This is a genomic window from Methylobacterium brachiatum (assembly GCF_900113845.1).
GTDB lineage: Bacteria > Pseudomonadota > Alphaproteobacteria > Rhizobiales > Beijerinckiaceae > Methylobacterium > Methylobacterium brachiatum.
In genome coordinates, this window is the sequence record NZ_FOQW01000017.1 from 1 (window position 1) to 15,946 (window position 15,946).

General features: G+C 64.5%; 10 protein-coding genes and 1 tRNA gene. 8 read left to right on the plus strand and 3 right to left on the minus strand.

Going from position 1 to position 15,946, the window contains the following annotated elements:
* The coding region (locus tag BMZ47_RS21000; RefSeq protein WP_280142747.1) for a transketolase C-terminal domain-containing protein at window positions 1-1,114 on the plus strand (1,114 nt) is incomplete at its 5' end.
* 264 nt (window positions 1,115-1,378) lie between these two features.
* On the opposite strand, the gene BMZ47_RS21005 is transcribed toward BMZ47_RS21000, so the two are convergent.
* Together BMZ47_RS21005 and BMZ47_RS21010 are read right to left on the minus strand one after the other, a co-directional pair.
* On the minus strand, window positions 1,379-2,470 hold the full coding sequence (locus tag BMZ47_RS21005) for a tartrate dehydrogenase (protein WP_091864068.1): 1,092 nt from the start codon (window positions 2,468-2,470) through the stop codon (window positions 1,379-1,381).
* A gap of 101 nt (window positions 2,471-2,571) precedes the next feature.
* Window positions 2,572-4,503, minus strand: a complete 1,932-nt coding sequence (locus BMZ47_RS21010) for a chloride channel protein (RefSeq protein WP_208601080.1) — start codon at window positions 4,501-4,503, stop codon at window positions 2,572-2,574.
* A 150-nt stretch (window positions 4,504-4,653) separates the two neighbouring features.
* Here BMZ47_RS21010 and BMZ47_RS21015 point away from each other — a divergent pair.
* Window positions 4,654-4,730: transfer RNA gene (locus tag BMZ47_RS21015), tRNA-His, on the plus strand.
* Between the two features lie 233 nt (window positions 4,731-4,963).
* On the opposite strand, the gene BMZ47_RS21020 is transcribed toward BMZ47_RS21015, so the two are convergent.
* The gene (locus BMZ47_RS21020) at window positions 4,964-6,112 is read right to left on the minus strand and encodes a cysteine desulfurase family protein (RefSeq protein WP_091864069.1); all 1,149 of its coding nucleotides are present in this window, start codon (window positions 6,110-6,112) and stop codon (window positions 4,964-4,966) included.
* A gap of 113 nt (window positions 6,113-6,225) precedes the next feature.
* Here BMZ47_RS21020 and BMZ47_RS21025 point away from each other — a divergent pair, with 113 nt between their 5' ends.
* From BMZ47_RS21025 to BMZ47_RS28170, 6 genes are all read left to right on the plus strand, one after another.
* Window positions 6,226-7,197, plus strand: a complete 972-nt coding sequence (locus BMZ47_RS21025; protein ID WP_167369075.1) for a DUF4007 family protein — start codon at window positions 6,226-6,228, stop codon at window positions 7,195-7,197.
* A gap of 467 nt (window positions 7,198-7,664) precedes the next feature.
* A complete protein-coding gene (locus BMZ47_RS21030; protein ID WP_139221031.1) occupies window positions 7,665-10,550 on the plus strand; it encodes an ATP-binding protein in 2,886 nt (961 codons plus the stop codon).
* Window positions 10,547-11,380, plus strand: a complete 834-nt coding sequence (locus tag BMZ47_RS21035; protein ID WP_244536894.1) for a phosphoadenosine phosphosulfate reductase domain-containing protein — start codon at window positions 10,547-10,549, stop codon at window positions 11,378-11,380. Before BMZ47_RS21030 ends, BMZ47_RS21035 begins: the two co-directional genes overlap by 4 nt.
* A gap of 124 nt (window positions 11,381-11,504) precedes the next feature.
* Entirely contained in the window at window positions 11,505-13,184 is a 1,680-nt protein-coding gene (locus tag BMZ47_RS21040) for a DEAD/DEAH box helicase (RefSeq protein WP_091864072.1), read from the plus strand.
* Complete coding sequence (locus tag BMZ47_RS21045) at window positions 13,174-14,997, plus strand: ATP-binding protein (RefSeq protein WP_167369076.1); 1,824 nt, start codon at window positions 13,174-13,176, stop codon at window positions 14,995-14,997. The genes BMZ47_RS21040 and BMZ47_RS21045 overlap by 11 nt, the downstream gene beginning before the upstream one ends.
* The gene (locus tag BMZ47_RS28170; protein WP_139221032.1) at window positions 14,960-15,907 is read left to right on the plus strand and encodes a phospholipase D family protein; all 948 of its coding nucleotides are present in this window, start codon (window positions 14,960-14,962) and stop codon (window positions 15,905-15,907) included. Before BMZ47_RS21045 ends, BMZ47_RS28170 begins: the two co-directional genes overlap by 38 nt.
* The last annotated feature ends 39 nt before the right edge of the window (window positions 15,908-15,946 follow it).

Genomic DNA, 15,946 nt, shown 5'->3' on the forward strand with positions numbered 1-15,946 from the left:
CACCCGCAAGGGCAAGGGCTACGCCCCGGCCGAGGCCTCGGCCGACCGGTATCACGGCGTGGTCAAGTTCGACGTGGTCTCAGGGGTCCAGGCCAAGGCCAAGCCGAACGCCCCGGCCTATACCCGCGTGTTCGGCGAGAGCCTGATCAAGGCGGCGGATGCCGACGACAAGGTCGTGGCGATCACCGCGGCGATGCCCGGCGGCACCGGCATCGACCTGTTCGGCAAGGCGCATCCGGACAAGACCTTCGACGTCGGCATCGCCGAGCAGCACGCGGTGACCTTCGCCGGCGGCCTGGCGACCGAGGGCTACCGGCCGTTCGTGGCGATCTACTCGACCTTCCTGCAGCGGGCCTACGACCAGGTCGTGCACGACGTGGCGCTGCAGAACCTGCCGGTGCGGTTCTGCCTGGACCGGGCCGGGCTGGTCGGCGCCGACGGGGCGACCCATGCCGGCGCCTTCGACCTGGCGTATCTGTGCTGCCTGCCGAACATGACCGTGATGGCGGCGGCCGACGAGGCCGAGCTGGTGCACATGGTGGCGACCGCGCACGCGCACGACACCGGCCCGATCGCGCTGCGCTACCCGCGCGGCGAGGGCGTGGGCGTCGAGCTGCCGGAGCGGGGCGCGGTTCTGGCGATCGGCAAGGGCCGGATGGTGCGCCAGGACGCCGAGGCGCGGGTGGCGATCCTCAGCCTCGGCACGCGCCTGTCCGAGGCCCTGAAGGCGGCCGATACGCTGTCGGATCAGGGCGTTGCGGTGAGCGTGGCGGATGCGCGCTTCGCCAAGCCGCTGGACGAGGCACTGATCCTGGATCTGGCGCAGAGCCACGAGGTCCTGATCACCATCGAGGAGGGCTCGCGCGGCGGGTTCGGCGCGATGGTGCTGCACCTGCTGTCGGAGCGGGGCGCGCTGGATGCGGGCCGGGTCCGGATACGGACGCTGACGCTGCCGGACCTGTACCAGGACCACGACAGCCCGGAGAAGATGTACGCCGAGGCCGGCCTCGACGCCGCCACCATCGTCAAGACCGCGCTGGCCACCCTGCCGGCCGCCTCCGGCCAGGTCGAGCAGGCGAGCAACGTCGTGAGCGTCCGCCGCCGCCCACGCTAGGTCGATCAGCCGAAACGGATACCGGCCGGCGACGCCGGTTCAGGACCCTGCGCGGGTCCCTTCTCCCGGGCGGGAGAGGGACAGGGTGAGGGGCGAGAACCTTCCGGAAAAAGCTCGACTTGGGCTCACGTTACGGCTGTGCTCAGTCCTGAACCTTCTCATCCCTCACCCCAGCCCTCTCCCGCTCGGGAGAGGGGGCGCGTCGCGCCTGCGACACGCCGATAGCGGCCATTGTGGTCTGGTGAGGGATGCGATCGCGCGCCCCTACCCCAACGCCTCCGCCACGGCCTTCCCGCACGCCTGCGTATCCGCATTCCCGCCGAGGTCGCGCGTGCGCAGCGTCCGCTCGGACAGCACCCGCTCGATCCCGCTGACGATCTCCCGAGCGGCTTCGTGCTCGCCGAGATGCTCCAGCATCATCGCGCCCGACCAGATCTGGCCGATCGGGTTGGCGATGCCCTGGCCGGCGATGTCGGGGGCCGAGCCGTGGACCGGCTCGAACACCGACGGATGCACCCGTTCAGGATTGATGTTGCCCGATGGCGCGATGCCGATCGTGCCCGTGCAGGCCGGCCCCAGATCCGACAGGATGTCGCCGAACAGGTTCGACGCCACGACCACGTCGAACCGGTCCGGGTTGAGCACGAAATGCGCGGTCAGGATGTCGATGTGGTACTGGTCCCACCGCACATCCGGATAGGACTCGGCCACCGCCTTCACGCGCTCGTCCCAGTACGGCATGGTGATCGAGATGCCGTTCGACTTCGTGGCCGAGGTCAGGTGCTTCTTCGGCCGGGTCTGGGCCAGATCGAAGGCGAATTTCAGGATCCGGTCGACCCCGTGGCGGGTCATGATCGTCTCCTGCAGGGCGAATTCCCGGTCGGTGCCGGCGAACATGCGGCCGCCGGCATTCGAGTACTCGCCCTCGGTGTTCTCCCGGACCACCCAGAAGTCGATATCGCCGGGCTTGCGGTCGGCGAGCGGGCACTTCACCCCGGGCATCAGCCGCACCGGGCGCAGGTTGGCGTATTGGTCGAATTCCCGCCGGAACAGGATTAGCGAGCCCCACAGGGAGATGTGGTCGGGCACGCGCTCCGGCATGCCGACGGCGCCGAAATAGATCGCGTCGTGCTTTTCGATCTGCGGCTTCCAGTCCTCCGGCATCATCCGTCCGTGCTGCTCGTAGTAATCGCAGCTCGCGAAATCGAACCAGTCGAGCTGGAGCGCGAAGCCGTGCCGCTTGGCCGCCTGCTCGAGCACCCGCACGCCCTCGGGCACCACCTCCTTGCCGATGCCGTCGCCCGGGATCACCGCGATGCGGTAGCGGCGCTGGGGGCTGCTGTCTTGACCGGCCATGGATCCTCACGGGTGTCGCGTCGGGGGCCGCGTACCGGCCCTGGGTTGCACGGTGCCAGGGTGTTGCACGCGCTCCTGCGGTCAACACCCCGGCCTGACAATCACGCAGATTCCCCCGCCATGGCCCGGCGCTGCCGGTCCAGCTCCTCGCTGTAGCGCTTGAGCGTGTGGCTCTCGGTGAGCAGGCCCAGGACCTGGCGGCTGTCGGCGCTCTGGACCACCGCGAGCGCCTCGCTCTCGCTGCGGTCGAAGGTGGCCGCCGCGTCCTTGGCGTTCATCTCCGGCGTCAGGAACAGGTCGGTGTGGTGCAGGAGGTCGGCCAGAACCGGCGCCGCGTCGGCCTCGGCGTCCTGGGCGGCGGCATGCGCCTCGGGGACGTTCACGATCCCGGCATAGCGGCCCTGTCCATCCACGGCGATCACCCGGGAGGGCGAGCCGAGCGGATGGGCGCGCAGGAAGGTCGGCAGCGGCGTGTCCAAAGCCACGGTGGCGACGTCCCGGCGCATCAGCCGGCCCACGGTCAGCGAGCGGATCCAGCCGACATCGTGGGGGCTGCGGATGCTCTCGCCCCGCAGGTGGAAGCGCCAGGTGGCGAAGGAATAGCCGAAGATCTTGCGCACGGTCAGCGAGGAGGCGATCACCGCCGCCAGCACGAGCCCGGTGATCGGCAGGCTGCCGGTGATCTCCAGCGCCAGGAACGTCATGGTCAGCGGGCCGCCGATGATCGCCACGGCGAGGGCGCTCATGCCGATCACCGCGTAGGCCAGCGGGGTGAGGCCGAAGCCGGCCATCGCGGGCAGGAGATCCGGTGCCAGGGCCGCGAACAGCTTGCCGGCGATCGCTCCGAGGAACAGCGAGGCGAAGAACAGGCCGCCGCGAAACCCGGACCCGATCGAGATCGCGGTGGCCGTCGCCTTGGCGGCGAACAAGCCGGCGAGCGCCGCCACCCCGTGGCCCTGGCCCTCGGCGGAGAAGTGCATGTGCAGGGCGCCGTGCCCACCCGAGAGCACCTGCGGCGTCGCCAGCAGCGCCAGCGCACCGACGCACAGGCCCCCGAAGGCGGGCCCGGCCGCCCGCGGCAGGCCGGACGCCTGGACCCCCTGCTCGACCAGCGTCACGCCGCGCATGATCACGATGCCGAGCAGCGCGCAGACCAGCCCGAGGGCGAGGCTCGGCAGGATCTCGAGGCTGGTGATGTGCGAGGTCGTGACCGCCTGCATGTCGCCGAGCTCGACCAGCGGCTGGGTGGCGATCAGGGACCGGGAGACGAGGTTGCCGCAGAGCGCCGCGACGACCACGGGCGCCAGGGTGGCGATCGAGTAGGTGCCGATGATCAGCTCGAAGGCGTAGAACGCCCCGGCGAGCGGCGCTCCGAACCCCGCCGCGATGGCGCCGGCCGCCCCGCACCCGACCAGGGTCCGCAGGTCGCCCCGACGCACCTCGAAGGCGATGCCGAGCCGCGAGGCGAGACCGGAGGTGAGCTGCGTGTAGCCGGCTTCCAACCCCACGGAGGCGCCCGATCCGTTCGAGATCACGTTCTGCAGGGCGAGGTACAGGCTGTCCCGCAGGGACATCCGGCCGCCATGGAGCGCGTTGGCCTCGATCGGGTCGATGGCGGGGCGCTTGCGCGGGCCGCGGAGGTAATTCGCCACGACGATCAGCAGGCCGAGCAGCACGCCGCCGAGACATGGACCGATCAGCAGGAGGGGCGGCGCGACCGCGTCGGCGGCGCTGAGCCGCGTCCCCGCCGGCAGGCGGTAGAGCGTCTCGCGCAGGGCCTGCGTCATCCAGGTCATGGCCGAGACCGCCAGCCCGCTGACGCAGCCCACCAGGGTCGCCAGCAGGACCAGCCCGCCCTCGCTGCGCCGGACGAGGCTGCGCAGCCGCTCCGGCGCCAGGACAATCCGGGATCGGGCCCAGCGCCCGCGGGCGCGATGGCCCGGCCGAGCCGGCCTATCCGCGGCGCCCGTCCCGGAGGCCCGGCCGCGATCCCGGCTCCCGGTCGTGACTGGCGCTGGCTCTCGCGCGCTCACGCTCGCCCCTACCCCCCGATCCGCCCTGGCCGACGCGCGGTTCCGTGGGTGCACTTAGGGGGCGAATCCGCCCTGCGTCCACCGGCACCGCATCAGCCTGCACAGATCGTCTTGAAAACTGCCGCGGCCCGCGATACACCGCCCGCCAGTGCCGCCGTAGCTCAGTTGGTTAGAGCACCAGATTGTGGATCTGGGGGTCCCCCGTTCGAGCCGGGGCGGTGGTACCATAAATTTATGAAATGACGGTAAGGGGTTGGCGCTTTGCCAGCCCCTTACGTTCTTTGGGCCGCTTACCAGGATTCATTCACAGCAAGCGTTTGGTAAGCAGAGCGTGGCTTCCGCTGTACCCGTGTGACGTCTACGCTATCGGCCACTGCCAAGAACGCAAGGCCGCATTCAACGACGTCGTTTGCCAGCTCAGGCCGTTCTTCGCAGTGATGGCTTCCTGATCGCTCGACGATCAAAGCGATTCGGGTAGGTAAGCTGCCTTCGCCAGTTCGACGATAGCCGCGTCGATCTCACTGAACGTGGTGTCGAGGCCGGTGCTGAGCCGTATCGAAGCGTCAGCCTCCTCCTCCGAAAGGCCGATCGCACGAAGCACATGGCTCTGCTCCGGTATGCCAGACGTGCACGCCGCCCCTCTTGACAGTGCGACGTGGGGCTGTGCGCGAGCGACGAGCAGCTGAGCGTCAATTCCAGGGACTCTGAAATTCAGGTTGCCAGGATGCCGCGGGTCGCCCGCGCCGTTCAGGATTAGGTTTGGAAACAGCTGCTCTACGCCATTGAGCAAGTGGCGTGTTACCAACCTCCACGATTCAACGTCTGCTTTGTTCGGCAGCAGTGTGCACGCCGCGCCAAAGCCGACGCACAGTGGGGTCGGCAGCGTGCCAGGGCGCAAACCGCGCTCTTGACCTCCCCCATGCATTACCGGGGCAATTCTATCAGTTGCCGCAAGCGAGACGAACAAGGCGCCTATACCTTTGGGGCCTCGAAGCTTATGGGCCGAGAAGGAGGCGAGATCGACACCCATAGTCTCGACGTCCACCGCTGACCAGCCAACCCCTTGGGTTACGTCACTGTGAAGCAGCGCGCCACGACTGCGGCACAGATCGGCCACTGCGGCCATGTCTTGCACTACGCCAATCTCATTGTTCACCGCGCCGATCGAGACGATTGTCACATCCCCGTAAATCGCCGCAGCGAGAGCATCGATATTCAGGAGACCACTTTCGTCGACTGGCACGACCCTGAGCTCGCGGCCCGCGCGCTGCAGCGCCCGGCCGATCGCGAGCACGGACTTGTGCTCGATTGCAGATACCACGATGGCGCCTCGTTCACCGTCGGCAGCCGCGGCCCCTAGCAGCGCAAGATTATTCGACTCCGTCGCGCCAGATGTGAAGACGATCTCTGAAGGCTCGGCTCCTACCGCGCATGCGACCTGCTCGCGCGCCGCTTCAATGGCCTGCGATGCTGCCCAACCTGCTGAGTGATCCTCTGAATGGGGGTTTGCATATCCTCCTGAAAAATAAGGAAGCATGGCTTCTAGCACTGCCTGAGAGACCGGAGTTGAAGCTTGATGGTCGAGAAAGACGGTCGGATTCGATGTCACTTTGCCACTCGATCCCGGGCTGACTGCGGGCTACTGGTGACGACCACCAGCGTTGACCCTAGGAGCTTCTGTAGGTAGCGTCCACTGGAGAGTTCATCCAGCGGACGCCGAACGTGAGAAGCTTGCTCGATAAGGTGGACGTTCGCCTTCAGTTTGCGGGCCACGAGACCTTCCCATGCCGATATGGGTGGCTGAAGAAGTGCTATGATGCTGTAGTTGCGGCCGGCTCCGACGAGGAGCGCATACGACGTGTTTTCGCTTCAGATCATGCGATTGCTGACTTTGGCGTGGGAAAAAACATGGTCGCATCGATGCGACACTGGTCATTGGCATGCGGAATACTTGAAGGCAACGGTGCCCGCGGCAGGATCGGGCTTTTAGAGCCGACAGATCTCGGGCGCTTAATCTTCGAAGTTGCGGATCCATATCTCGAACAGCCGGACTCGCTCTGGCTGCTTCACTGGAGGCTGGCCTCAGCGCCGGGGCGCTCAACGGCTTGGTATTACGCGTTCAACGAATTTAACGAGCCCGTCTTCAACCGCGATACCCTTGCAGCGCGCCTTGAGGCTCGGGTTGGGGAGCTGCGGGCCGACGGGCGGCTCGCGGATAGTAGGATTGCGCGGGCGACTATCGCCAGGGATGTTGACTGCCTGATCCGCACCTACCTGTCTCGCCCCGCGCGTGGTGGCGCGGAGGATGGTCTTGAGTGCCCGCTCGCGGAACTCGGACTTATCATGCCTCTCATTGGAGGGGGCGCACTCCAGTTCCGACGAGGTGCGAAGCCCACGCTCGGTGATGGCGTATTCGCGTACGCGCTAGCGGAGTTCTGGGAGCGGACGCTGGCAACGCGCGGTTCACTCACCGTCGAAACGATCGTTCACGAGCCGGGATCGCCTGGGCGCGTCTTCCTGCTCGACGAGGAAGCTGTCGTTGAGAGAATGGAGCGGATCGCCGATCCGACCTCGGGCACTCTCGATTGGGACGAGAGCGCGGGTCTGCGTCAAGTTGTGGCGCGTACCCCAATCACGCCCAAGATGACGGCCAAGCTACTCAAGGGCGCCCTGATCAAGGAGGCGGTGCAGTGACGGCGCTTTCGGACGTCGTAAGGGTCGCGCGGCGGTTTCGCCGCTCCGTGCGGGTTGACGCAGACGCGGACGTACGTGCCGCCGAGGGCTTCATCTGTACTCCGACCGCCTCGCAAGCTCTGCGGACTGTCGCATCCCACGTTGGCGAGCACGGCCATGGTGCGTTCACATGGACGGGCTCCTACGGCTGCGGCAAGTCGAGCCTCGCATTAATTTTAGGTGCCGTTTTGGGGCGGGAGGGCAAGGCGCGTCGCAACGCCGCCGCCGTTCTCCCGGACCTAGTTCTAGCCGAGATTGAGCGCGGGTTCAGGTGGAAGCCTCAGGGCTGGACCGTGATCCCTGTGACAGGAACGAGAGTTGACGCGGCCGCCGTCGTCGGCGCGGCGCTAGATCGTGCAGGCCTTCCGGGGAAAGGTTCTGACCCTGTGCAGCGATTGTCGGCAGCGGCCGCCTCTGCGCACTGCGGCGTGCTGCTCATCATAGACGAGATGGGGAAGCTGCTCGAGGAGGCCGCTACCGGCACCGGCGACGCATTCTTCTTTCAGTTGCTGGCGGAGGCCGCTTCTCGATCAAATGGCCGACTAGCGGTAATTGGCGTCCTGCATCAAGCATTTGACGACTACGCGTATCGTCTTGCCCGTGAGACGCGCGACGACTGGCTTAAGATCCAAGGCCGCTTCGTTGATGTGCCACTGAACCCGGCCGGCGAGGAGCAGCTGGGGCTTCTTGCTGCGGCGATCGGTGCAGCGAACGCACCGGAGGAACTTCCTTCTGCGTCGGTTGTAGCGCGGGCCGTCCACGGCGATCAGCCCATTGCTTCCGAACTAGAGCGGACGTTGCTTGGTTGCTGGCCGCTGAACCCTGTGGTGGCGACGCTTCTCGGTCCCCTATCGCGACGCCGTTTCGGTCAGAACCAGCGGAGCCTTTTTGGGTTCTTAAGCTCTGCCGAACCGAACGGTTTCCAGGACTTCCTTGCCTCAACAGACGCAGAGTCCGGCGCCCTCTACGATACTGACTGGCTCTGGCGCTACCTAAGATCGAACCTAGAGCCCTCCATCCTAGCCTCACCCGACGGCCATCGCTGGTCACTCTCGTTAGATGCGGTCGAGCGCTGTGAGATGAAGGGCTCCGACGACCTCCAGCTCCGGCTTGCAAGAGCCGTCGCATTGATCGACATGCTCCGCGAGCGCTCCAGCCTAGTAGCCAGTCCAGACGTCCTCGCCGCGGCACTCGGCATCGATCGCCACGTGGTAGCTCGAGAGCTCGAGACACTCGTTCATTGGTCGGTGATCATCCACCGCCGTCATCTCGGCGGTTACTCGCTGTATGCTGGGTCCGATTTCGACATCGAGGCGGCACTGCGCGATGTCCAGAAAGAGACGCTGTCTTGCGACTATGCACGACTGCGAGGGACGGGCGTCTTTAGTCCCGTGCTCGCCAAGCGGCACTACCACGAGACAGGCGCGATGCGCTGGTTCGAGGTCGACATTTCGCCGCTCGATCTGGCCGAGGAGAAGGTGGAGAGATTTCAGGGCGACTCGGGCGCCGTCGGACTCTTCTTACTGCTCGTCAATGAGGCTGGCGAGAGCCGAGATGTGGTTCGGCGCAGGATGGCAGCGTTGGCCGAGCGCATCGGGGATCAGGCGATCGCAGTTGGCGTGTCCTCAGACAGCTTCATGCTGCGCGAACTCAGCCTGGAATTGATCGCACTAGAGAAGATGCTTACCGGCCGACCAGAGCTGCGCGGCGACGCTGTTGCGCGCCGCGAGGTCGCTAGTCGGGCCGCGCGGACGAGTGCTGAGCTCGAGGAGAGGCTCAGGTCGGCCCTCGCCTCCACCATTTGGCAGGTTCCTGGTCTCGAATTACACGATCAAAACGTCCGGGTCTCTGGCGCCGCCAAGCTCAGCATTTTGGCATCCGCTCTGGCTGCACGGATCTTCATCGATGCGCCGACACTGTCCAACGAGTTGGTCAACCGAACGCGCCCATCTTCTAACGCCGCCGCGGCGGTGCGCGCGCTGATGGTTTCGATGGTGAGCTCGCCATCCGAGCCACGCCTCGGCTTCACGGCCTATCCGCCGGAGCGTGGATTGTACGAGTCAATTCTGGCTCGAACCGGACTGCATCGGGAAGACGAGAATGGCCTCCATGCATTCCTCCGACCTAATCCCGAGGCAGATCGCTCGCGGCTGCTGCCGACTTGGCTGGAGGCCGACCGCGTACTAGAGGCTGGTGGGACGGACGGCGTCACTCTGGACGCGCTCTATCAAGCATGGGCACGGCGCCCCTTGGGGATCAAGTACGGGCTGCTTCCCCTCCTTGCCCTGGCGTACATCCTGTCCGAGCAGCATCGCCTCTCGGTCTACCTCGATGGTACTTTCTGCCCGTTGCTTGGAGACCTCTTTGTCGATCGCATGCTCCAGGATCCCGACGCGGTTCGGATCCGACGGACCCGGGTTACAGCCCGACACGCGGCGATTCTGACAGGCATCGCAAGTGTGACCTCGCGACTTCTGGGAAGGGCCGCTGTTGCCTTGCCTGACCCACTCACGATTGGTCGGGAACTCGTAGCCGTGGTGACGGACGCGCCGGTCTGGACGCGCCGCACTGGAACGCTTTCGGTCGCGGCGTCGCGAGTGCGGAATGTGGCGCTCGCCGCCGATGATCCGAACAAATTCATGCTCGACGATCTCCCAGGATTGTTCGATCTCGAGGACGGCCCAGAGGCGCCCGACCGGTTCGTCGGGTTGCTATCGTCTGGACTCGAGGAGATTGCGGCCGCCTATCCACAGATGCTGGGAACGTTGATCGCAGGCATGCTGCGATCGCTCGAAGTCCAGCCCGATGATCCTGAGGACCGGCTTAAGGTCCGCGCCGCCGACGTCGTGGGGCTCACCGGGAACTACAGACTGGACGCGTTCGCGAATCGGCTTCGCGCTTACGACGGGACGCTAGATGCGATGGAGGGCCTCGCGAGTCTTGCCGCGAACAAGCCGCCTCGCGACTGGGTGGATCGCGATGTTGACCAGGCCCGGCTGGAGCTTGCCGCGTTGGCGGAGGAGTTTCTCCGGGCAGAAGCGCTCGCCCACGTTAAGAACAGGCAGCCAAGGCAGATCCGAATGGCGATCTATGTGTCCGATCCCGATCGCCCGTCAGTGACCACGACAGAGTTTGCGGTGGACGATCTAACGCGCAAGCGCGGGCGACAGCTCGCGGCTAAGTTGCGTGCCATTATCGACGATGCAGGTTCGGGCAATATTGGGCTCGCCGCAATGGCAGAACTCGCTTCGATGCTGGCACCTAACTCTGCAGCCACAGGACCCGCCACAAAAAGCGCGAAGGTGGCATCGTGATTGTCGAACGGCATGTCCTCGGCCTATCAGGGGGCCGGGACAGCGCGGCCCTCGCCGTCTACATGGCTCAAACGCATCCGGAGCTAGAGCTCGAATATTTCTTCACGGACACCGGGAAAGAGTTGCCGGAGGTATACGAGTATCTTGGTAGACTAGAAGGCTTCCTCGGTCGGTCAATTGTCCGCTTAAACCCAGACCGAGATTTCGATTTCTGGCTGCGACAATATAACTCATTCCTGCCGAGCCCGAAGACGCGCTGGTGCACCCGGCAGCTTAAGATTCGTCCATTCGAGCAGTGGTTGAAGCCGGACCTGGCCGCTGGCGCGCGCGTGACAAGCTATATCGCCATTCGTTCGGACGAGAGCTACCGCGAAGGCTACTCCTCAACGAACGAGCGCCTAACTGTGAGGCTGCCATTTCGGGAAGTCGGAATAGACAAGGCAGGCGTCATCGATATTCTCAATGCGAGCGGCCTAGGCTTGCCCCGTTACTACGATTGGCGGTCCCGCTCGGGTTGTACTTTCTGCTTCTTCCAACAGAAGATCGAGTGGGTGCGCCTTCTCGAACATCACCCCAGAGAATTCAACGAGGCTAGAGCCTACGAGAAAAACGCCTTGGAACATGGATCGCCGTTCACGTGGAGCCAGGGCGAGTCGCTGGACGAGTTGTCGGCGCCGGACCGTATAGCGCAGATACGCGCTGATCATGAAAAGCGCCTTGCGCGACTTGCGTCGCGTCGTAAGGTGAACCCGCTCCGCCCGGACACCACTGTCGAGGATCTCGACGAAGTGTACGGGCAGGGCAAGATGTGTCTGACCTGCCACAAGTGATGGCCTATGCGAACCTGATGGCTGCGTGAGGCGACGGGAGTGGTCGGGTTGCGAGTTGGCGGGCCCGAGCCGGAAAGCCAACCACGCGAGTCGTAACAGCCGATCCGAGTTGGCTGATCTACGCGTGAAGCTCTGGGGTTCGAGCGAGGCTAAGTTGAGTGGGGATCAACCCGAGACTTTCAATCCGGCGCGTGGGTTCGTCGGTGCGGCGCCAGGTCAGGAAATGGCCCGTCTCCTTTCGCGCCTGACGGTTCGCGATCTAGAGCTGCTCGTCGGACCCGCCGTCCTTCCCCTTCTTCCATCCGCACCACGCGCGACTCGCACCGAACTCGAGTCGGCGGCGGGCCGCGTTATGGCAGATCGCGGCCGTCGAATCTTCGCCGAGCCCACACTCCGGCGCACGCTTCTTCGCAATCTCGATGCGGGAAAACTCGCCGAATTAGCTCATCGGTTGGGCGGTGATCCGGGCGCCGCCCGCTTGGATGATGCAACTTGGGCAACGATAGCCGGCTTCTTTGGTCTGGACGCACCGGACGCGGCAGTCGGGATTGCCGCGCTGCCCGTAGAGGGCGTCGGCGTGGGCTATGGTCTATTCCCACACCAGCGATCGGTTGTGCGACGTGCCTTCTCGCTCATTGGCGACGGACAGGGACGTACGCTAGTTCATATGCCGACGGGGGCCGGCAAGACGCGCACCGCGATGCACATCCTCGCGCGGGCTCTAGGGACGAGCGAGCCTGGCGTGATCGTCTGGCTTGCATCAACCAAAGAGCTTCTTGAGCAGGCTGCCGATGCGTTCCTCACCGCCTGGCCTTTACTCGGCGATCGCGAGGTGGACCTGCATCGGTTCTGGGGAGGCTATGGAGATGCGCCTAACGGCATGGCGGACGGCCTGCTCGTCGCCGGGCTGGCCAAGATGCACTCCTGGCGGCAGCAGTCACCCAACGACTTTCTCAGGCTGGCTGCGCGGACACGCCTCGTGGTGATCGACGAGGCTCACCAAGCCGTAGCGCCGACCTACCGCGGCCTAATCGAAGCCCTCACCGGTGCTGGGGAGCATCATTCGCTCCTCGGCCTCACGGCCACTCCCGGCCGCAGCTGGAACGACGTCAAGGCGGATGAACGCCTCGCTAATTTCTTCGGTAGGTCCAAGGTTGTGCTCGAGGCGGGCCGTGATCCCAATCCGGTGAAGTATCTTCTGGATGAGGGCTATTTAGCACGTCCCACGTTCGGCCAGATTGGCTATGCCCCGACCCGGGAGGCAACCTCGAAGGAGCTGCGCCGGATAGCTGACCTCGGCGATTATCCCGATGAATCCCTAGAGGCTGTTGCTGCGGACGTGTCGCGCAACATGGCCATCCTCGCTTCCGTCAAGGAGCTCATTGCCCGTGGGCATAGGCGCATCATTCTCTTCGCCCCGACCGTTGGGAACGCGCAGACAATCGCCGAGGCGCTGGTAGCGCATGGAATCCGTTCATCGGTGGTCACGGGGGAGACGCCGTCGGCGCGCAGGTCGGCAGCTCTTCGGGCATTCAAGTCCGACGATCCCACTCCAGCTGTTCTCTGCAACTTCGGCGTGCTCACGACGGGCTTTGATGCCCCACGCACCAGCGCTGCCGTGATTGCTCGACCGACGCGCTCCCTCGTGCTCTACAGCCAGATGGTGGGGCGTGCGACTAGGGGACCGAAGGCCGGGGGCAACGCCACTTCTGAGATCCTGACGGTCCATGATCCTGAATACCCTGGTTTCGGCGATATAGCCGAGGCTTTCTTCAACTGGGAGGATGTCTGGAATGAAGGGTGAGGCTTCGGACGACACGGAGAGCGCTCCCTTCATTCCTGCCGACCTCGCGATCCAGGCTATGCGGGACAGCGGATATAAGAATACCGCGTACGCCCTCGCCGAGCTGATCGACAATTCAGTTCAGGCCGAGGCGAAGCACTGCGAGATTATCTGCATCGAGACGATGCAGACGGTGTCGGAGCGGTCCCGGCGTCGCCTTCACTCGATCGCCGTGCTCGATGACGGAAAGGGCATGGACGCGATCGTCCTTCGCAAGTCCCTGCAATTCGGCAACGGCACTCGGCTCGACGACCGTTCCGGTATCGGCCGGTTCGGGATGGGGCTACCCAACGCCTCTATCTCACAGGCCGGCCGTGTCGATGTATGGAGCTGGCAGAACGGCCCAGATAATGCCCTGCACACCTTCCTCGATGTGCAGGAGATCCGTGCCCGCCAGAGGACAGATGTGCCTCCGCCGAGCCCCGAACCTCTTCCCGCGGATTGGAGGAGGCGCGCCACGGTGATCGGCTCGTCGGGTACGCTGGTGGTATGGACGAGGCTTGGCGCTGACCGAATGACCTGGAAGGGCGCCAAGGCTACGCTCCGGAACACGGGAACACTACTTGGGCGCATTCATCGCCGCTTTATCGGAGACGGCTCTCTGTCAATCCGGCTCGCCGAGTGTGACACGGATCAGTTCGAAGAGAGGTTCGTCGAGATCAACGATCCAATGTACCTCACACCGGCCCCGCACATGCCGGCGCCTTACAACGCCGAGGCCATGTTTGAGCACCTATACGACGTGCCAGTGAAGGTCGAAGTAGACGGAAAAATTCACACCGTCGTAACACGATATTCTGTTGCAAAGCAGTCCACGATCGATCTCGCAGGAAGCTCCTTCCGGGGTGATACCGCGTACGGCAAGGATGCTGCCGATAATATCGGCGTGTCGGTCCTACGTGCCGGCAGAGAACTGATGCTCGACCGGTCGTGGACCATTCAATACGATCCCCGCGATCGCTGGTGGGGCTGTGAGGTCGAGTTCCCTGCCGACCTCGACGAGATATTCGGTGTCACAAACAACAAGCAGGCGGCAACCGTATTCAATGAGCTGTCCGGTTTGGACTGGCACGAGCTCGCGGAACCAGGCGAACAGCTTGGGGACGTGGTGCGCCGCCTACGCGAGGAAGGTGACCCTAAAGGCGTGCTTCTCGCGCTCAGCGTGACCATCAAGGACAATCTGCGTTCCATCCGCGAGACTATCCGCGATCAAGGCAAAGGAACGCGCCGGAAAGGCAAACGGCACGAGGCCGGGGATCCGACTGAGGAGACGAACGAGCGCTGGAAGAAGCGTGACGAAACCAATCCCATTCCTGATGGTGGTGGCTCGCCGACTGAGCAGGACGTCGAGGCCTTGTCGGAGGACCTGGATCAAGGCGGCCGTACGGAGGAGGACACCTCGGAGATCGTTGCACGGGTTGTTGCCGGCGAGATCAAGGTCGTGTTCGTCGACAAGGAGCTTGGCGGATCATCTGAGCTCTTCGTCGTGGTCCGGCGCGGACCGGCAACTGAGGTAGTGTTCAACCGTCGGCATCCCGCCTTCTCAATCGTCTTCGACACAGTCTCGGCGGACGACGATCTCAGCAGCCTCTCGAGCGCAGAACTCGAGGAGCGGCTTCTGAAGGCAGGTAGGGCCGTGCAGGTGCTGTTCGGCGCCTGGGCCCGTATGGAGCGCGAGGATCCGGGCAACTACCGCAGTTACGAGCGCGTGCGCGAGAACTGGGGGAAGATCGCGCGTGATTTCCTCGAACCGCACGACTTATCGAGCCTGTAAGATGCGCCGGGAAGGGGATCAGCTAGTTGCCCATCTGGCCGGCGCCCGGAAGGAAGTCACACTTTGCGCGCCGTTCGTGAAGGCGGGCGTGCTCCGGCGACTTCTGGCAACCGTGCCGTCACACGTCCCCGTCGTGGTTGTGACCCGATGGAAGGCTCCGGAGATTGCGGCTGGGGTTAGCGATCTGGAAGTGTTCGATGTCGCTGGTAAACGCCCGGGTGCCTCGCTAGCGCTGCTCGATGAGCTCCACGCTAAAATCTACGTCTCAGATGGCGTGGTGCTAACCGGATCGGCGAACCTGACGGCGAAAGCCCTTGGCTGGTGCGAGCGGCCGAACCTCGAGATCCTCGTCCCTATCGATGCGAGCTACCCGTCCGTCGTCAACTGCCTGGCTGCGATAGCCGGCGCCCGCCGTGCGACGTCAGAGGAGCGCGATCAAATTGCGGAAGAGGCTCGGGGGCTCGCCCAAACCCGCATTCCCGAAGCCCAGGATGAAGATGCTGAACTGGCGTCGATGTGGTTACCCAAGCTCGGCGATCCTGCCAGACTTTTCCCGGTATACGCGGGCTTGGGTCTCGACCGAATGATGGCGTCGACCGTCGAAGCTGCGGGACGCGATCTTACCGCACTTGCGATCCCTTCCGGTCTGCGAGAACCCGAATTCCGGGCGGCAGCCGCACGGGCTTTCGCTTCGATGCCGGCAATCGAGCGGCTTCTCACACTCGTAGACGAGGATCTCGTGGACGAAGATGCAGTGGCTGAAGTGGCCAGCACGCCGATGAACGATGGCATGCCGCCCGACCAGCAATGGCTTGTTGTGCGAGAATGGATGGCGCATCTCCTGTCAGACCGCGTTGAGATCGTGCCACAAAGCTTCGTCACTCGCCGGCGTCCTGGGGGGACGCGCTGATCGCAGCCTATCAAGCTCAATTCTCGCTAAAATGTCGAA

Bases quoted from the DNA above. Each gene is read 5' to 3' on its own strand.
- BMZ47_RS21005 (WP_091864068.1), bottom strand. From the start codon at position 2,470: ATGGCCGGTCAAGACAGCAGCCCCCAGCGCCGCTACCGCATCGCGGTG.
- BMZ47_RS21045 (WP_167369076.1), top strand. From the start codon at position 13,174: ATGAAGGGTGAGGCTTCGGACGACACGGAGAGCGCTCCCTTCATTCCT.